18 protein-coding genes are annotated in these 18,968 nt (G+C 41.1%); 8 read left to right on the top strand and 10 right to left on the bottom strand.

Features of this window, described 5'->3' with window-relative positions; translation table 11 throughout:
- Window positions 1-30: 30 nt before the first annotated feature.
- Window positions 31-819 carry an HAD family hydrolase gene (locus C0V77_RS18645; protein WP_101727871.1) on the top strand — a complete coding sequence of 263 codons (789 nt, stop codon included), beginning with the start codon at window positions 31-33 and terminating at the stop codon, window positions 817-819.
- A 68-nt stretch (window positions 820-887) separates the two neighbouring features.
- Here C0V77_RS18645 and C0V77_RS18640 read toward each other — a convergent pair whose 3' ends face one another.
- The 8 genes from C0V77_RS18640 to C0V77_RS18605 form a co-directional block, all read right to left on the bottom strand.
- On the bottom strand, window positions 888-1,808 hold the full coding sequence (locus C0V77_RS18640; protein ID WP_101727870.1) for a hydroxypyruvate isomerase family protein: 921 nt from the start codon (window positions 1,806-1,808) through the stop codon (window positions 888-890).
- Between the two features lie 71 nt (window positions 1,809-1,879).
- Window positions 1,880-3,148 (bottom strand): hypothetical protein, encoded by a 1,269-nt coding sequence (locus C0V77_RS18635; RefSeq protein WP_101727869.1) that lies wholly within the window; start codon window positions 3,146-3,148, stop codon window positions 1,880-1,882.
- 58 nt (window positions 3,149-3,206) lie between these two features.
- Window positions 3,207-3,524, bottom strand: a complete 318-nt coding sequence (locus C0V77_RS18630) for a Dabb family protein (protein ID WP_101727868.1) — start codon at window positions 3,522-3,524, stop codon at window positions 3,207-3,209.
- Between the two features lie 27 nt (window positions 3,525-3,551).
- Window positions 3,552-4,742, bottom strand: a complete 1,191-nt coding sequence (locus C0V77_RS18625; protein WP_101727867.1) for a S9 family peptidase — start codon at window positions 4,740-4,742, stop codon at window positions 3,552-3,554.
- A 223-nt stretch (window positions 4,743-4,965) separates the two neighbouring features.
- On the bottom strand, window positions 4,966-5,871 hold the full coding sequence (locus C0V77_RS18620; protein ID WP_101727866.1) for an SDR family oxidoreductase: 906 nt from the start codon (window positions 5,869-5,871) through the stop codon (window positions 4,966-4,968).
- A 146-nt stretch (window positions 5,872-6,017) separates the two neighbouring features.
- Entirely contained in the window at window positions 6,018-6,629 is a 612-nt protein-coding gene (locus C0V77_RS18615) for a YceI family protein (protein ID WP_101727865.1), read from the bottom strand.
- A gap of 110 nt (window positions 6,630-6,739) precedes the next feature.
- Window positions 6,740-7,198, bottom strand: coding sequence for a MarR family winged helix-turn-helix transcriptional regulator (locus C0V77_RS18610; protein WP_101727864.1), 459 nt, complete (start codon window positions 7,196-7,198; stop codon window positions 6,740-6,742).
- Between the two features lie 98 nt (window positions 7,199-7,296).
- Window positions 7,297-9,180 carry a hypothetical protein gene (locus C0V77_RS18605; protein ID WP_229236321.1) on the bottom strand — a complete coding sequence of 628 codons (1,884 nt, stop codon included), beginning with the start codon at window positions 9,178-9,180 and terminating at the stop codon, window positions 7,297-7,299.
- Window positions 9,181-9,463: 283 nt separating this feature from the next.
- On the opposite strand from C0V77_RS18605, the gene C0V77_RS18600 reads away from it, so the two are divergent.
- The 3 genes from C0V77_RS18600 to C0V77_RS18590 are packed head-to-tail and all read left to right on the top strand — an operon-like array spanning window position 9,464 to window position 12,038.
- Entirely contained in the window at window positions 9,464-10,039 is a 576-nt protein-coding gene (locus C0V77_RS18600; protein ID WP_101727863.1) for a Maf family nucleotide pyrophosphatase, read from the top strand.
- 26 nt (window positions 10,040-10,065) lie between these two features.
- A complete protein-coding gene (locus C0V77_RS18595) occupies window positions 10,066-11,793 on the top strand; it encodes an alpha-amylase family glycosyl hydrolase (RefSeq protein WP_101727862.1) in 1,728 nt (575 codons plus the stop codon).
- Window positions 11,794-11,795: 2 nt separating this feature from the next.
- Window positions 11,796-12,038: a T9SS type A sorting domain-containing protein gene (locus C0V77_RS18590; protein WP_101727861.1), complete on the top strand. Its 243-nt coding sequence runs from the start codon at window positions 11,796-11,798 to the stop codon at window positions 12,036-12,038.
- 3 nt (window positions 12,039-12,041) lie between these two features.
- On the opposite strand, the gene rho is transcribed toward C0V77_RS18590, so the two are convergent.
- On the bottom strand, window positions 12,042-13,769 hold the full coding sequence (gene rho, locus C0V77_RS18585) for a transcription termination factor Rho (protein ID WP_101727860.1): 1,728 nt from the start codon (window positions 13,767-13,769) through the stop codon (window positions 12,042-12,044).
- 476 nt (window positions 13,770-14,245) lie between these two features.
- Window positions 14,246-15,175, bottom strand: a complete 930-nt coding sequence (locus C0V77_RS18580; protein WP_101727965.1) for a homoserine kinase — start codon at window positions 15,173-15,175, stop codon at window positions 14,246-14,248.
- 365 nt (window positions 15,176-15,540) lie between these two features.
- On the opposite strand from C0V77_RS18580, the gene C0V77_RS18575 reads away from it, so the two are divergent.
- From C0V77_RS18575 to C0V77_RS18560, 4 genes are all read left to right on the top strand, one after another.
- Complete coding sequence (locus tag C0V77_RS18575; protein ID WP_101727859.1) at window positions 15,541-16,071, top strand: hypothetical protein; 531 nt, start codon at window positions 15,541-15,543, stop codon at window positions 16,069-16,071.
- A 285-nt stretch (window positions 16,072-16,356) separates the two neighbouring features.
- Window positions 16,357-16,923 (top strand): phosphoribosylglycinamide formyltransferase, encoded by a 567-nt coding sequence (gene purN, locus C0V77_RS18570; protein WP_101727858.1) that lies wholly within the window; start codon window positions 16,357-16,359, stop codon window positions 16,921-16,923.
- Between the two features lie 14 nt (window positions 16,924-16,937).
- Window positions 16,938-17,882: a magnesium/cobalt transporter CorA gene (gene corA, locus C0V77_RS18565; protein WP_101727857.1), complete on the top strand. Its 945-nt coding sequence runs from the start codon at window positions 16,938-16,940 to the stop codon at window positions 17,880-17,882.
- Between the two features lie 69 nt (window positions 17,883-17,951).
- Window positions 17,952-18,944, top strand: a complete 993-nt coding sequence (locus C0V77_RS18560; protein ID WP_101727856.1) for a YheT family hydrolase — start codon at window positions 17,952-17,954, stop codon at window positions 18,942-18,944.
- Window positions 18,945-18,968 lie beyond the last annotated feature (24 nt).

Raw genomic sequence — 18,968 nt, 5'->3', positions numbered from 1 at the left:
ACCTTTGTATGTTAAACTTATAACCGAAGAATGATAAAATTAATAGTGAGCGATATGGATGGCACATTGCTCGACGACCACAAACAGCTGAATGAAGAATTTTGGGAAATTGAACAGAAGCTCACCGACAAGGGAATAATATTTGCTATTGCCAGTGGTAGACAATATTATAACCTGGCCGAAAAATTTGCAAAAATAAAAGATAAGTTGATTTTTCTGGCTGATAACGGGTCGTATGTTGTGTATCAGGATGAGCAGATACATATTGACTCGCTTGACAAGGACGCAGCCAACAGGTTTATTGAAATAGGCAGAAAGGTAGAGCAGGGCTATGTAATTGTAAGTGGCAAAAACTCTGCTTATGTTGAAAGTACCGATGAGCGTTTTCTGAGCGAAGCCGGAAATTATTTTAAGCGGATAAAAGTGGTGGAAGACCTGACTAATTTAGAAGACACGATTCTGAAAGTAACTATCTGCGATTTTAATAACTCTGAAACCAACAGTTATCTGCATTTTAAGGCCTTTGAAAACGAATATAAAGTGGCCATTGCCGGGAAAATCTGGTTGGATATAAGCGATTGGGGAGCGAACAAAGGCACAGCGATAAGGAAGATTCAGGAGAAGTTAGGTATTTCTTTTGAAGAAACGATGGTGTTTGGCGATTACCTGAATGATATGGAAATGATGACAGCAGGTAAATACAGCTATGCCATGAAAAACGCCCACCCGAAAATTCTGGAAGCGGCTGGTTTTGTAACCCGCTACACTAATAATGAAAATGGCGTTTTGCAAACCATAAAAGAAATGGGTTTGGTATAACACCCAAGCTGAATATCAATAAAGAGCAGATGAATAATTGTTTCAATCTGCCCTTTATTGTTAATGAATCAGATTTCAAAACTGTCAGATTCCAGATACGCTTTTATGAGCGCCTGTTCTCCTTCTTTTCCGGGTTTTGAATTGCCATGCTCCATACCAAAAATAAAGGTTTTGTTTTCGGCCTTGCTTTTGTTATATACATGCTTGAAAATGTTTTTGTAGTTAATCTCGCCTGTTGTGGGTTCTTTTCTTCCCGGGTTATCGCCAATCTGGAAATAGGCAATTTCACTCCAGGTCCAGTCAATATGCGGAATAATGTGGCCTTCATTTTTTTGCATGTGGTAGATATCAAACAATATCTTACATGACGGACTGTTGACACCCCTGCATATTTCATAGGTTTGGTCTGAGGTACGCAGAAATAAATTCGGCGAGTCGCTCAACGGTTCAAGAACCATTACAATGCCGTGTGGTTCAAGAATCTCAGCTCCACGGCGCAGGGCATCAATAACGTTTCCTGTTTGCACACCAATGGGCAGGTTACGCTCAAAGTCGCCCGGAACAACCGTAACAAATTTGGCATTGCAACGTTTGGCTACATCAACTGCACGTTTGCAGCCGTTCAGAAAAATATCAATATATTCCTTTTTACCAGCGGCCAAAGTATTGGCGCCATTGCCACCTTTATCTACTACAAAAACGCCCATTTGCATACCCAGTTTGGCCATTGTTTCGCCAATTTTGGTTTGCATTTCCGGGGTGCGCCCCATCATTCCGTTATCTTCAAGTGCCGTGAAGCCTACATCGGCCATAAATTTAAGCTGGTCTATCAAGTCTTCTCCTGCCGAATGCCTGAACATACCAAAGTGTGGTGCATACTTTATCTTGAAATTATGTTGCCCAGCCAAGAAGTTAATTTTGTCAGTAAATGGAACGGCCGAAACCCCTGCTACTGAAAATGTGTTTTTAATAAAATTTCTACGTTTCATTGTTATAGTGTTGAATTAAGATGCTTTTAAAAGAGTTCAATAGAAATTACAATTTGCCAGGCGCCATGTACTTACCATATGGCTTGTATATCATGGCAGCCTCTGGGCATAAAAAGTTTGAAATCCTGTTTTTGTAATGTGGGCTTGTCTCCGTTTTTTACCCGCCAGAATTCAACAGCGCCAAAATGTTTTGCATATACAAAATAATCAAATACGGTAACAGCCAGATTTTTTCCGCTTTTATCAAAACAGATACTTTTGGGCAGTATTCCGTCAAATTCATAGTTGCTGATGTGGGTTAACCGGCCATCTGAAGTCAACTTCAAAAGGCTTAAAGAGGCCTTTTTGGTTAGTTCAGCACTTTGCCAAGGGTAATGGGTTTGTCTGGCATTGGCAACCACAACCAGGCTGCCATCTGGGCTTAGTGCCAGGCCTTCGGGGTTCTGGCCTACTTTTATCCGTGCTAAAGGCGTATGGTCTGCCTGACCCTCCAAACTAAAACGGATAATAAAAACTTCTCCGTCTGCGCCATGCTCGTCTTTTTTGGTGTCAACAAGCAAAAAAAACTTTCCATCAGTAGTAAACTGCCCAACACCGGGAAAAGAACCAACCTTGAGCGATTTACCTTGTAATTCCAAACGGATAATTTTATTACTGGGTCCATCGCGCGTGGTTTTTACCAGAGCAATTTCGCTCTTGCCGGCCAGAGTAATAGCAATGTAATTACCCCCGGGATGCCAATTAACATCTGTCATTTTACCTGAAGGCAAGCCCTGCGGTTTATGGATTATCCTGACGGGCTTCCCGTTCTGGTCTAGCTCCAGAACCTGAAGCTCTTTTCCTTCTTCTTCTGAACAGATGGCAAGGTAGTCGCCCTGAGGGCTCATTGAAATTCCGGATGGGTTTCTGCCCGTAGGGAATTTATATAATACTTTCGGATTACCGATATCTGCAATATCTATTACTGAGATAAATCCACCGGGTGGCAGGTCTTCCTGTATATTTTTTATTTCATTAACATTATCGGCAAGCATGCCCCGGCTTTCCAAAATATAAGCAAGACGATGCCTCTGCGACACCACCATACTTTTTGAACGGTTGACTACCGAAGTAGAAACCATAAAGTTGCGGGCGTCATCATAAGACATACCTAACGGAAGCCGAATGGACACAAAAGCGTCTTTTGCTCCTTTTTCCTTATATAATTTGCCATCAAAAATTGCAGAGGCTGCCTGGTCTGCATCTGAAACAGCAATTAACCCTTTGGCCTCAAACTCTAAACTCTGCGAAAAAGAAGTAATACTAACAAACAGAAATACATAGGGTAGGAGGTTCTTCATAATTAGTATAACTTTGGTTTAATGCAATAACAAAGGTTATGGTTAGCAAAAGACCCTGTTAACTTTCTGCATCATAAACCACTACTTTCTCCCACAGGTGCGAGCATTTTTCAACAAAAGCAAGGTGGTCGGGGTCGGTCTGATACGCCGCCTGTTGCTCCGGGGTATCGAACACAAATGTGATTGAAAACTGATAAGAAGAGTCAATAACAGCGCGGTTGGTATCTGCTGGCAAACCTACGTAGGCAGTCTGAATTAAATCAATTTTTGATAGTTCAAGCAAACCTGCGTGCAATGCTTTGTGGTCTGCCTCATTAGTCTTGTCTTTTAACCAGAAAAATACAGTGTGTACGAATCCTTTTTTCAGATTAGCCATGTCAAAAAAGTGTTTTTTATTGTTTAATTATTGATAGGATGCAAAAAATGAAATGGTGCTGGTAAGAAAAGACTCAACAGATGAACTGTGCGTACCATTATTTATGCCTATGAGCTTAACGTTGGTGGCTCCTTTTTTCAACATGGCGTCATAAGCGGTTTGCGAATTGAAAAAAGGTACATAAGTATCAGCGGTGCCGTGTACCAGTTGTGTTGGGGTTTTGGGTTTCCAGTCAAAAATATCATTATCTTTTACCGCATTCATTAATGCGGTGTCAGAACCGTTTGCAAGACTTTGTTTCAGGGCATCAGTCAGAATGGTATTAAAACTTACCGATATGTTTGCGTTTTGCTTGTCTTTCTGAATCTGGCTGGCGTAAGGTTCAATAAAATAGCTTGTTAAAGGCCGGTTAAGTTTATAGATGCGGTCGTAGGTAAGTAATACCCAGATGTACGAAGCATTATAGCCCGGGTTACCGTCTGTAGTAGTTGAGGCAATGGTTTTAAAACTAAGTGTTTTGTTGTATGCGCCTGCTCCACAGCTTGACGCCTTCAGATTAAATTCGTTTGTGGTTTCTTCTTCTATTTTTTTCTGTAATGCCAAAGTAGCAAAACCACCCTCTGAGTATCCGCCTAAGAAAAGATTGTTGTTCCAGTTTATTTTTTCTTTGGCTATAAACTCTTTGGCAGCGCGTAGCATGTCCAGGCTGGCAGTGGCCAGCCCTTCGCGGTGTTCGTATGGATGAGGCAAATTATTGCTTGCGCCATAGCCTATGTAATCCGGGGCGGCTACAATATAACCCAGAGTAGCTACCAGAGAAACCAGAGAGCCTTCGCCATCGCTTGTAAAGTAAGAGGGGGCGTCTTTGTCGTTAAATATAGTGCCATGCTGGTAGCTTACCAACGGATACGCCGCCGTACGATTGGATATTACCGGCACAACCAGTGCACCGGAGGCCTGGATCTCGGTACCATCGGTATTTTTGGTTTTATATACCAGCTTGTATTGCTTTACGCCACCTTGTATAAATAAGGCAAACGCCTGGCCCTGAGCGCCAAGCGAGGCAATAAGCTGGTCTTTTGAATATTCTTTAACTAAGGCAGAACTAACAAGTGTAACAGCCTGCGGTGTGGGTTCTGAGGTTGTTTTTTCGCATGACCACGTAAAAACAGCAAGTGTGATGGATACAAAGAAATACTTTAAGAATCTGTTTTTCATGTTGTTAGAGATTGTCAAGACAAAGTTATTAAATTAATTGGATAAGGCTCAGCCGTACACCCGCTTTTTTGAGCCTTGATTGGTATTTTAGGTTTGCGTTTTTCTTTTGCCGGCTGGCCTGTCAATGTTGTATCATTATTGTGTTAATGTGGTTTAGAACAAAAAAAGCTGAAATGCAATGGCATTTCAGCTTGTAAGCTCAGGGCAAAAGGTTTGGTTGCCTTTACTCGTCTTTTTTGCTTTTGGTGTTCGACTTGATTGCCGCCTGAATGATATCCCACATTTCGTTAGGTATAGCTCCCAGATGGTTAAACTGTCCGGCGCCGTTCAGCCATTCGCCACCGTCTATGGTTACCACTTCTCCGTTTATGTAGGAAGAAAAATCTGATAGCAGATAAGCAGCCAGATTGGCCAGTTCCTGATGTTCGCCAACGCGCTTAAGAGGCACATTGCCAAAGTCTGAAAATCTTTCTCTGAGATGCTCAGGGAATGCATCTACTGGAAACAGCCTGTCCCATGCACCTTTGGTCGGAAATGGCCCCGGTGCAATGGCATTAAACCTGATTCCATATTTTGCCCATTCAACCGCCAGGCTTCTTGTCATTGATAACACGCCAGCCTTTGCCATGGCTGATGGCACAACAAATGCAGAGCCTGTCCAGCTATAGGTGGTTATAATGCTTAATACATTAGCCTTTTGTTGGGTTTCAATCCAGTGCTTGCCAAAGGCAAGTGTACAGTAATAAGTTCCTTTTAACACAATGTCTACCACGGTGTCAATGGCGCGGTGCGATAGCCGCTCGGTAGGTGATATAAAGTTGCCCGCCGCATTGTTCAGTAAACCGTCTACTTTGCCAAATTCGGCAATGGCTTTGTCTTTCATGGCTTCAATGGCGCCGTAGTCGCGCACATCGCAGGCTATAGGCAATATTTTGCCACCAGTTTCGCTGGCCAGCTCATGCGCGGTTTCTTCCAGTACATTCAGCTTCCGGCTGGTTATTACTACATTTGCACCCAACTGCAGAAAGTATTTTGTCATTGATTTGCCCAGACCTGTGCCACCACCTGTTACCACAAAGGTTTTACCTTCTAGTGCGCCGTCTCTCAGCATTGGTTCGTTATAAGCCATTTTAGGTATCGTTTTTAATTGTTGATTTGTATTATTTCAAGAAAAACTTAGGCGAAATAATTTTTGTAAAGCTAAAATAAAAAAGCCACAGATGAAACATTCATCTGCGGCTTTTTCGAAACGAATACTCTAAAATCTGCTAACAATTATTTAGCAGCTACCAACTTCACATCAACTAGGAAATTATCGTGGATAGCTTTGTCGCCAATGGCATCAAAGAATGATTTTGAAGCATATTTGCTGCCGAATTTGGTGCGGTCAACCTCAAATTTGGCTGTAGCAGAAGCAGAACCTTTTTTATCTACACTTACAGTAGCAGGAAAGGTGATAGCCTGGGTAACACCATTGATAGTAAGGTTACCTGCAATATCATAGTTAGTGCCGCCTTTAGGTGTAGCTTTAGTAATCTTAAAGCTGGCAGTTGGGTATTTGGCTGCATCAAAGAAATCAGGGGCTTTCAGGTGGCCTGTTAGTTTAGCGTTGTACTCTGCATCTTTCAGGTCTAATACTTTAATGCTGTTGATGTCAATTACGAAATCTCCGCCTACCAGTTTGTCGCCATCAACGGCAAGGTTACCACTTTGAATGTTGATTGTACCGTTGTGTTCACCGGTAATTTTTTTGCCAATCCAGTTAAAAGAGCTGGCTTTGGTGTCTACTTTTAATGTTTGTGGGCCTTTTTTACCATTATCGGCCAGCGCTGAAAAACTTACTAAACCTGCAACTGCAACTGTAAATAAACTTCTGATAATTTTCATTGGTTTTGAAATTTAATTTTAAAAAGTAATTAATTAATTTAAATTCTTTGTAATCAATAGATTAAGTAGATTATAAAATCCCTGTTATAATACCCTATTCCTGATTAGGCTTATTGGCTGTTTCTGAGTTTATCAAGTAAATTGCTCAGGGCTTCTGCTTCTTCAGGTGTCAGGTTTGAAAATGTCGACTCCCAGCTTTCCTGAAGTACATCTATTTCTTCTAATACTTCCAGGCCTTTGTCTGTAATACGAACATCACACGCACGTCTGTCATCCTTGTTGTCGCATCGGGTAGCCAAACCCTTCAGCAGAAGTTTATCAACCAGCCTTGACGCATTAGACATCTTATCCAGCATCCGATCTATAATTCCGTTTACTGTAATCGGATTCGGATATTGCCCTCTCAAAATTCTGAGTACGTTGTATTGCTGAGCCGTCAGGTCAAACGGTTTCAGAATATTCATGTGGTCGCTGTTCATCCAGTTATTGGTAAACAGTATATTCACAACCAGTTTCTGATACGGGCTCTTAAAAGGTTTTTGTTGTTTTATGTCTTTTTCTATCGACATCTCTGTTCTCTAACCGAGTGTTATAAAGTATTTCAATTATATGTTAGTACATATATTACAAGTGTCAATGAATTTTAGTTCCTGTATCTGAAAAAAAATTATCGGAGAGGTATGATTGTGGGAGCAGAAATGTCAAAATCGCGGAGTCGAAGTGGCTGGGTGCCGTCAAAAGCCAAGCGAAGATTTGAGCTAATGGCAGGTATATTAGGATAATAGCCAAGGCGAATCTGAAATGTTTTTATAGTGAGGTTTTCATTCCTGAACCTGAGGCCTATACCGTATCCTCTATACAAAGTGCTTGAAAATAGTTTTGAATCGCTCAAGCTTACCAGGCCGAAATTGGCAAAAGTAAAATAGGCTATTCTGAAACCCAACAGACTTTTTTTAGAGAATAAGACAGATTCCAGCCCGAGCGTCAGTCTTTTGTCACCTATTAGGGCGTTACTGTTGACACCGATAATGCCGTCTTGCCCGCTTATGTTCAGATAATCAACCGGGTCGCGGTTAATGCCATAAGTAAAGCCAAGATTAATAAAATTACGCGACTGCACCTGCCCCAACCGCATCAACGGGCTGAAATAATAGCTTTGAAAGCTAAGAATCCCCTGTTGGGTGGTTTTTTTCTTGAAATAAGTACCTGCACTGGCCAGAAAATAAAGGTATCCGTGATTACGGCTCAGATACGTACCGTTAGCATACTGAAGTGCAGCGTACTGGCGTCCGCCAAATTCAGTTTCTTCACGGCCAACTGTCAGCGAGTGCAGGCTGCCGGTTGGAACGTCTTCGGTTCGTCCGAAACCATAAATAAGTACGTCTCTTTTATAATTTCTGGTTGAATAACCAATGCTGATAAGGGTTGTGTTGCGGTCCCAGTAAATTTTGTTGGTGTCTGCTCTTACCTCCGGTCTTGTTTTGTAATCGTAGCTTAAATTACGGGCCGCTATAATAAGTCTCTGATTATTATCAAAGCTTTTGAGCTTAAAGGCACGGCCATACCAAAGGTCAGAGTAATAATAGCCTGTCTGGTAAACCATTTCTTTATCTGTTGGTGAGTTTCCAAGTTTTTTATATTCTCTTAATTTGTAATAACCCAGCTCAACAGCCCCTGCGTTTTTGGTTTCTACTGTTAGAAATGGACGTGATACCCTGATTGAATACTGGCTTAAGTCTCGCTCATAAATAGCGCTCATTTGCCCCGTAACAAATGATTTGCCAATGTAAGGTATCGTATAAATGCTTCTGTAACCCAGAGGCTGGTAGGGGTCGTCTTTCCGCCAGGTGGCTCTGTTAAGAAATGAATGGCCCGTACCCAGGAAATTCCGGTCTTCAATGCCAAATCTGAGATTGTTTATGCCGCTGGCAGAGGCATCTACATTTATAGACCACACATCTTGCACCAATACCACAACTTCGACCATTTCTTCACTGCTCTCACTAAGGTTTACCAATATGCGTGCGTCATGAATACTAGGGTTAGCCCGCAAAAGGCGTTCGGTATCTTTTAAATATTGCGGCACAAGTTTATCGCCTTCGCCAAACAATAAAAAAGATCTTCTGATAATGCCTTCTCTAGTATTTCTGTGCAGATTTTTGCTAAGAAAACGTTCAACTCTGTCGCCCCGTCGGGTGGTGTCATTCACTGTAGGCCCAAAAACGTCTAACTGCCTTATGGTAATTTTCTCAATTATTTTGCCATTATAGATTTCAAACGGATTCGCTTCCAGTTTGTTAATTTCGTTTTTCAGGGCATTGGTATTATACACATCTCTAAACAAAAAGCCATAGAATTGCCTCCCTAACCGGCTTTGCTCCATTCTGGTTTTTAGCTTGGTATACATGACACTATCCTTTGCAGACTTGTCGCTGTCAAATTTTCTGTAGTCAGGGGTTTGTCCGAAAATGTAATGAGAAACCAGTAAAAATATAAAGGTCCAATTCTTCATGCTGAAAAGATTCCATTTTTTCAGTACCGATGTTAGCATCTGTTTTGGATTAGCCGGCCATATAGCAACGCAAAGGCGGCTTATTCATTGTAAGTAAATACGAATTGTAATTAAATTGTTTGAATTAATTAAAGAATTGAAATATACGGTTTAATTGCCGGGTTTCCATATTAATTTGTTTTAACGTATCCAGAGCCTAAGCTATCTGTGTAAGAGATGAGTATTGCAGAAAATAGGTTGTATAAGTGCCGAAACTTTTACAAATGCTCGTTTTTGTAGCAGGTATTTATTTATTTCGCATTTTATTACTTAGTGAAGCATTATGCAATTATCAAAACCGCTTATACTGGCTTCCAATTCTCCGCGCCGGAAAGAAATCATGCACAATGCGGGTTTCGGATTCTCAATAAAAGTAATACCAACCGATGAGGTTTTTCCTGCTGAAATGCCAGTAGCAGAAGTGCCGGTTTATCTGGCCAAAAACAAGGCCGAGTGTTTTAGAGGAACCCTGTCTGATGAGATTGTTTTATGTGCAGACACCGTTGTGATTGTTGACAACGAAATTATTAACAAACCTGCTGGCATTGATGATGCCCGAAGGATGCTCAGGCTTTTGAGTAATAAGGTACATAGGGTAATTACGGGGGTTTGTATGATGACAGCCGAAGAAACAATTACTTTCAGCGACACGACCTTTGTAACTTTTAAGCCATTGAGCGATTGGGAAATTGAGTACTACATACAAAAATGCCAGCCATTTGATAAGGCAGGAAGCTATGGCGTGCAGGATTTTATAGGTATGATAGGTATTACAAAAATAGAGGGGTCGTTCTATACCGTTATGGGTTTACCAATTCATAAGGTTTATGAGCAGCTTCAGCGTTTTATGGTTTTATAGTTTCTGCTGTTTAAAATTTAATCGGAATGATTGAGTACCTGACTGATACCAGTCTGACTTTAAGCCTGACAGCACCGTTAAAACAGACGGTTCATGTGGTGGGCGAGTTTAACGCATGGCAGGTAATGGATGAATATGAAATGCAAAAACAGCCAGATGGTGAAACTTTTGTAATCACTATCAATAATCTGAAGCCTGGCCGCGAATATGCCTATCAATTTCTGATTGACCGCAAAACTGCTATCGCAGACCCTTACACCGAGAAAATTCTGGACCCACAGTTCGACAAGCTGATTCCTGCCAATACGTATCCTAATCTGAGAAGCTACGCATTCGATAATCCATTTCGCGGCACGGTATCCGTATTACAAACCAATCCTGAAAAGTTTGATTGGCAGGTTGAGTCATTTTTGCCACCTGCCAAAGAAGAACTGGTTATCTATGAATTATTGATTAGAGATTTTGTTGAGTCGCGCAAATACCGAGATGTGGCCAACTATATTCCTTACTTTAAACAACTGGGTATTAATGCCATTGAGCTGCTACCGGTGCAGGAATTTACCGGAAATGATTCGTGGGGATACAACCCCACTTTTTATTTTGCCTCTGACAAAGCCTACGGTACCAAAAACGACCTGAAGTATCTGATAGACAAATGCCATGAAAATGGCATAGCAGTAATACTTGATGTAGTTTTTAACCATGCCGATAAGCATTTTTCTTACTACAAGGCTTATGAGAAGCCCGGCAAAGCTGATGAGGAGAATCCTTTCTTTAATGAGCAGGCTACGCATCCTTTCTCGGTGTTCTTTGATTTTAACCATGAAAGCAGGTACACGCAGGCCTTTTTTGATGAGGTATGCCATTTCTGGCTTACTGAATACAAAGTTGATGGGTTTAGGTTTGACCTCACCAAAGGTTTTACGCAGGTGCTATCATATCCTGATGTGCAGAGGTGGTCAGGCTACGATGCCAGCCGGATAAAATTGCTGAAACGATTTTATGATAAAATAAGAACTTACCATAAAAATTGTTATCTGATTCTCGAGCATCTGGCTGCTAATGACGAAGAAACTGAACTGGCCGATTATGGTTTTTTACTCTGGGGGCATCTGAATCATCAGTTCAGGAATCTGCTTAAAGGTAAAAAAGATAGTGTGTACTGGTTGAACCATCAGAACAGAGGGTGGAAATACCCACACCTGGTAGGCTATATAGAAAGCCACGACGAAGAACGCCTGGTATTTGACGGCCTCAGAAAATTAAAGGACCTACCTACAGTGCTGGCTCGCGCAAAAGCTGCTGCAGTTTTGTTTTTTATTTACCCCGGGCCAAAGTTGTTCTGGCAATTTGGCGAATTCGGGTACGACATCCCCATTGATTTTAACGGCCGCACCGGTGTAAAACCCATCAGGTGGGAATACCTTAAAAACCCTGACAGGCAAGCCTTGATGGAAGTTTACAGACAAATGATTCATTTCAGAAAAAATATTGTTGCATGGAAAGATGGAGAATTCATTGAGGATTCAGACAGTTTAGTGAAGCAAATCAGTATTAATCACCCTGAAATGAAAATCAGATTACTGGTGAATTTTAGTTTGAAAGACGCCTCGGTAAAAAGTAACCTGGAAGCCGGAATCTGGTATGATTTTTTTGGCGAGACAACCCGGGAAATTGTAGTGGGGAAACAGAAAATATTATTAAAGGCAGGCGAATACTACCTGTTTACTACAAAGAAGATAAACAAATTTTAAAAATGAGAAAAGACGACCTGGTGATATTTTATAACGAGCCCGATGAAAAAGTATATGTAAAAGTGCCACCGGGTTATGAAACGCATTACCAGCTATCTAATCTGGCCGGGAAAATCCTGCAGGAAGAAGTACATACAAAAGCCCTGCATGATTTTGATCTGGCAGGGCTTCCGGAGGGTATATATTTTGTTATCGTTAATCAGGATGATGTAATCCGTTCAAAGAAAATCATCAAAAATACCTGATTCCTAACGGTTCATGGTCATTAAAAACTCTTCGTTGGTACGTGTTCCTTTCATTTTGTCAAGCAAGAACTCCATAGTTTCCATAGGATTCATGTCTGCCATATATTTACGCAGCAACCATACTTTCTGAAGGGTTTCTTTGTCCATCAAGAGGTCTTCACGACGGGTACCTGAAGCAAGAATATCAATAGCCGGATACACACGTTTATTAGACAACTTACGGTCAAGCTGCAACTCCATATTACCCGTACCTTTAAATTCTTCAAAAATTACCTCATCCATTTTAGAGCCGGTGTCAATCAGGGCAGTAGCAATAATGGTAAGCGAGCCACCATTTTCTACATTACGGGCTGCACCAAAGAAACGTTTTGGCTTATGAAGTGCGTTGGCGTCAACACCACCGGAAAGTATTTTGCCCGACGATGGAATAACTGTGTTATAAGCGCGTGCCAGACGCGTAATAGAGTCAAGCAGGATAACCACATCGTGTCCGCATTCTACCAAACGCTTTGCTTTCTCTAATACCAGGCCGGACACTTTTACGTGGCGGTCGGCGGTTTCGTCAAACGTAGAAGATATTACTTCTGCGCGCACACTGCGCTGCATGTCGGTTACCTCTTCCGGGCGTTCGTCAATCAGTAGTATAATCAGGTATATTTCCGGATGATTACGGGTAATAGCATTTGCAATTTCTTTCAGCAATACAGTTTTACCTGTTTTAGGCTGTGCCACAATCATACCACGCTGGCCTTTACCAATAGGCGCAAACAAATCAAGCACACGCGTAGAATAAACATCTGGTTTGCTGCTTAGTTTGATATGTTCGTTAGGAAACAAAGGCGTGAGGTATTCAAACGGTATACGGTCGCGTATTTCTTCGGTAGTTTTACCGTTTACAGATAGCACCTTAAGTAAGGCAAAGTATTTTTCACCTTCTTTAGGGGGGCGAATGGCACCCTTAACGGTATCTCCGGTTTTAAGGCCAAAAAGCTTTATCTGTGACGGCGAAACGTAGATGTCGTCAGGGCTTGCCAGATAATTGTAGTCGGCAGAACGGAGGAAACCATATCCGCCTTCCTGCATTATTTCCAGCACACCTTCGTTTTCAATCAAACCGTCAAACTCTTTAATAAGATTATTGAACTGTTTCTTGATAACCTTGGTGTAGTCGTCAACAAAGCGTTTGTCTTCTTTGTGTTCAACAATATCCGGAACGATGTCGTCGGTCAGGCCTTCAAATTCGCTCATTTCTGCGTCAATTTCCGACAAGTCAAAGTCTTCTGCTTCTTCCAGATTCATAATCGGCTCAAGGTCTGGCACCAGAAGCATATCCGGCTGTGGCTGGGCATCTTCATTCACTGGCTCAGGGGCAAATGATGGGGAGAATTCAGGTGCAGGGGCTTTATCAAACAGCTTTTTGCTGCCAACTTTTTTCTGTGGCTCTTTTGGCATGGCATTCATATCAGCTGCTTTGTTGTCGGCTGTTTTATTTATTCTTGTTCGGCCTTTCTGAACTTTATTATCGTTAAAGAGGGGCTCTTCAAAGTTACTTCCGGTTGCTTCGGCAACTTCCTTGGGTAAATTAAAAGTTAATTTATGGGACTGGTGTTCCAAAATCTTTTCAATTAATTCCGGCTTCGAGGCATTGCGGACATCCTTAATGCCCACTTCAATACAAATTTTTCTTAACTCTGATAGAAGTTTCAGATTCAGTTCTTCTGATGTATACATACGTGAGAATCAACTATACTATTTTGCGATGGTTAGAGACTAAAATCGATGCTGAAAAAAGAAAAGGACATTATAAGTTTGTGAACAGTTGAAAGCAAATTACAAGCAGTATTTGAACACTAACGGTTAAAAAGTATTTTACTTTAACTGGAGATTAACTTTAATTTTACTTAGTATCAAAATTTAACTATAATCAGGGATTAACCCAAATTAAGAAATTAGCAAGCAATATTTGGATTGTAATTTCAGAAATTGATTGATTCAAAGAGGGTGTTTTCTTAATTCAGAAAGCCTATTGAAGTTAAACTGGGATTTGAATGCAATTATATGGCAAATATTTTAGAAAATCAAAATTTTCTTAAAATATTTTTTTATCGGTACGCTTTTTTTGTTTTAACCGTATCGGTATGTCCTAATTTTCAGCCTAATGATTTTGTAACACTAAAATGCAGGCTGAGAGTTCAATCTTTTTTAAATTAATTTAAAACTTTAGGGCCTTGTGTGTTTACACCAGAAACATAAGCATTGCAGTGTATGCTCGCTTTTTCGAAGGCTGTTTTCATAGCCATAGATACTTTCTCGGCGGTTTCCTGCCCACGGCTGAAAGCAAAAACAGATGGCCCGGCACCAGAAATACTGCACCCTAATGCACCAGCGTCAAGGGCTGCATTTTTTACCTCCCAAAATTCCGGAATCAAAATAGAACGAACAGGCTCAATTATAAAATCTACCATCGAGCGGGCAATCAAATCATAGTCAGACTGCATAAGCCCGGCAATCATACCGGCTACGTTACCCATCTGAGCAATGGTGTTTTTCATTGATACCTCATTACGTAGTATATAACGGGCATCTTTGGTGTTTACTTCAATATCGGGGTGTACTATTGTTACAAAAAGCTCTTGCGGGGTAGGCACATTAAAAAAATCAAGCGGGTTGTAACTACGTATTACCACAAATCCTCCCATTAAAGCCGGTGCTACGTTGTCGGCATGGGCTGCCCCACAGGCTATACGTTCGCCTTCCATCGCATAAGGCAGCAGGTCTTTAACAGGTACAGGCCTGCCTAGTAATTCGTTTACGGCAAATACCCCGGCCACCGAGCTTGCCGAGCTACTACCCAAACCGCTGCCCAGAGGCATTTTTTTATGCAGCTCAACATTAAAGCCTTGCGCCAGCCCCAATTTTTTAAGGTAGGTAATAACCGGAACCGTAACCGCATTTTTTTGAGGGTCAAGCGTTAGTTTGCCATCCTCACCGCTTATTTTTGTAATTACTATCTTCGAATCGTCCCTTTTAGAAATGATAACTTCGTCGCCGGGTGCGTCAACAGCAAAGCCAAAAATATCAAAACCGCAGGCAACATTGGCAACAGTGGCAGGTGCAAAAACTTTAATTGAATCCATCAGGACAAAATGAGATTTAGGTTCGCTCAAAATTAATCTTTTTGAAGCATTTACAGAAATATTTTTAAGTACGCCGTTAATTTGAGTAAGCAGGATGAACGATACCTGGTTTTTTTCTGCAAATTTTATAAAGAAATGCCACCTAAATGATTGCACTTAGGTTACTTTTTACTACTTTTCGCGCTTTAAATTGATTTGACCCGCAATGTAATTTTATACCTTTTCATTTTGTTGTTTAGAAAGTGTTTAGGTTTCCGCGGTACAAAGGCCCAAATCAATAAAATAAGGGTTTATAAACGGCATGAATATTAATTTCTAACCTAACCAAACATTAATGTTTACAACAATTAAAAGAAATTGAGACCATGGAAAATCTACGCACAATTTTTACTGATTTCCCACTGGAAGTTTTATTAATATGGTTTTTGCTAACAGGGTTTTTGTGGTGGTTTATGAACAGGGAGATTGGGAAGTGGAAGTCGAAATCTACAGAGTTATTGAATAGAATAAAATTTCTGGAAGGAGAGCTAGACGCCTGCCGTAAAACCAGAATCTCGGTATCGGTTGATTCGGCTACTTCTGCCGGGCAAACGGCGGGCATTGCAGGCAGCAGTGCAGCAAATGCTACATTGCCCCCGCCAGTAAAAGACGACCTGAAAATTGTTGAAGGCATTGGGCCTAAAATTGAAGAACTTTTCAATAAGGCAGGTATTTATACATTTGCTCAATTGGCTGATACGCCGGTTAGCAAAATGAAAGAGATTCTTGACAAAGCAGGTAGCCGGTTTCATATACATGACCCTACCACCTGGGCCGACCAGTCTTCGCTGGCACGAGACGGGAAATGGGACGAACTAAAAAAATGGCAGGACGAACTCTACAAGGGGCGGCTATGATTCTGGCTCTTTGTGTGGTGATTTAAATACTAGTTTTACGGTCTCCTGCATTATAAATGTCGGAGATTTTTATTTTTAAGGCTTAAAGGTTTATGCCTTTATATTTATAAGAAAACCTAAGCGCAATAATAATCGGCGGGTCGCTTTTTTCTGGTTGAAAATGCAAATCTTTAAAAAAAAATACCGTGATTCGCATTTTGTTTGGAAGCAGACCCAGTCTTTTTTTTTAATTCCTGAAAGCTGGTAGATGGGTGCTTCAAAGCGTTGAAAACTATTTTTTGAAAAATGAAACGACTTGCCATTTTAGCCTCGGGTTCTGGAAGTAATGCTGAAAAAATCATAAACTACTTTGCCAATAATGAGGCCGTTAGCATAGACTTATTACTTACCAATAATCCGCAGGCAGGTGTTATTGAAAGAGGCCGCAGGCTTGGGGTGCCGGTAGTGGTTTTTGATAAAAAATCATTTTCGCAAACAGACAGAGTAGTAGAGATATTAAAAAAACAAGAGATTGACTGGGTTATTCTGGCTGGCTTTTTATGGTTGGTACCTGCCAGTTTAATCAGTGCTTTCCCTGATAAAATTATCAACATTCATCCGGCACTTTTGCCGAAATACGGTGGTAAAGGTATGTGGGGGCATTATGTGCATGAAGCCGTATATGCCAACCAAGATACCGAGTCGGGCATTACTATTCATTTTGTAAATGAAAAGTATGATGAGGGCAAAATTATTTTTCAGGCAAAATGTGAACTGGCAGCGAGCGATTCGCCGGACGATATAGCTGCGAAAGTTCAGGTGCTTGAACACAAGCATTTTCCTGAAGTGATACAGGAATTGATTTCAGGCTAAAAAATCTTTGGCTTATGGTACGCATTTATTATAAAGAGGGTAAGCAGGTAAAGAAAGAAACAGATGTGCGTGAGATGGCGCATCTTAAAAACGTAATGTGGGTTGACTTGCAGTCTGCGTCTCAGGACGAAGAAGAGTGGATTGAGGCCAAAAGTGACATCAGTTTTCAGACACCGCAGGAAATAGTAGAAATTGAAAGCAGCGCCCGCTACTTTGAACAGAATAATACAATTAATGCCAACTCTAACTTTTTAAAAGCAGACCACGACGGCTATCATTTTTATCCGGTATCGTTTCTTATCCGCGACAACGTTTTGTTTACTTATCGCCATGGCGATTCCAGAACATTTGCCGATACCGTTAAAAAAATTAAGCTGGGCGAAGAGGTTTTTAAAGACGGCGTAGATATTCTTTTGCTGCTGCTTGAAACCCGTATTGAATCTGACGCTGACCTGTTGGAGAACATGACCAAAGAGGTTAAGAATATCAGTAAGGCCCTAAGCAGAGAAAAGAAGCCGAAACAGGCATCATTGCTTAAAATCAATAACCTGCAGGAGAACACGATGCTCATACGTGAAAGTATCATAGATAAGCAGAGGGTGCTCTCTCAGATACTCCGTAGTGCGTATTTTCCAGAAGACCGCAAAGAGCGGCTTCGTATTGTGTTGAAAGATATTACCTCACTACTTGAATACACCACTTTCAATTTCGAGCGTTTAGAGTATTTGCAGGATACATTTATGGGTTTGATTAACCTTGAGCAGAACGAAATTATCAAGATTTTTACGGTAGTTACCATAGCCTTTTTACCACCTACGCTTATTGCAGGCATATTTGGTATGAATTATCAGGTTATACCTTCTTCTGAGTATAAGTATGGTTTCTGGATAGCGGTGTTTCTGATGATTTGTTCATCACTGCTGTTTCTTTTCTTTTTCAAAAAGAAAAAATGGATTTAATTCCTTACGTGTAAGGCACATTGCTTTATAGTTTATTTAGTACGCTTAACAAATTAATTGTGACGGGTTATGCCAGTTTTACCAGTTAATACCGAGTATCGTCCTCCCAGATGGCAGTTCAATGCCCATATTCAGACCATTTATCCAAGTGTTTTCAGAAAAGTTGCAGTGCAATACCAGAGAGAAAGGGTAGAATTGGATGATACAGATTTTCTTGATCTGGACTGGTCTTTTGCCGGACCTAAGCCCGGCAAAAAACTGATTATTGTTACGCATGGCCTTGAGGGAGACTCCACACGCCATTATGTAACCGGAATGATAAAGAAATTTAATAGTGCCGGGTATGACGGCCTGGGTTGGAATTGCCGCAGTTGTAGTGGAGAAATGAATCGCCTGCCAAGGTTTTATCATCATGGCGATGTTGACGATATACGTTTTGTGGTAGAGTATGCCATTAAAAAGCACCAGTATGAAGAGGTAGTGCTGGTGGGTTTCAGCATGGGCGGCAGCATGACACTCCGTTTAATGGGCGATAAACCAGAAGCGCTGCCTGAGCAGATAAAATGCGGCATAGCGGTGTCGGTACCATTAGATTTGTTTACCTCTGTTTACGAGTTATACAAACCCGGCCGCCAGTTTTATATGAAGCGGTTTATAAACAAACTGGGTAAAAAAATAAAACTGAAAGCAACGCAGCACCCGGGTAATGATTTGCTTAATCATGAAGGATACGAGAAAATAAAAAACTTTGAAGACTTCGATAACCGTTACACTGCCAGGCTTTACGGCTTTAAAGATGCGCATGATTTTTATAATCAGGCAGGAGCCAAGCCTTACCTCAAAAACATTACCAGACCCACTTTGATTATTCAGGCGCAGAACGACCCATTTTTGTCGCCGGAGTGTCTTGACCTGGGCGATGCCGCCGAAAACCCGCACGTATATTTACAGATACTGCATTTTGGTGGGCACGTTGGATTTATGTTACCCAATTCCAATGAAACCTGGGTGGAAAGAAGAGTACTTGACTTTGTAAATACAGACATCAGCAAACTAAAATAGAACCTTGCGGTTGATAAAAAGTAA

It is taken from the genome of Emticicia sp. TH156 (genome assembly GCF_002855535.1).
GTDB lineage: Bacteria > Bacteroidota > Bacteroidia > Cytophagales > Spirosomataceae > Emticicia > Emticicia fluvialis.
Note: the sequence above shows the minus strand (reverse complement) of the source record. Positions and strands in the feature narration are given on the sequence as shown.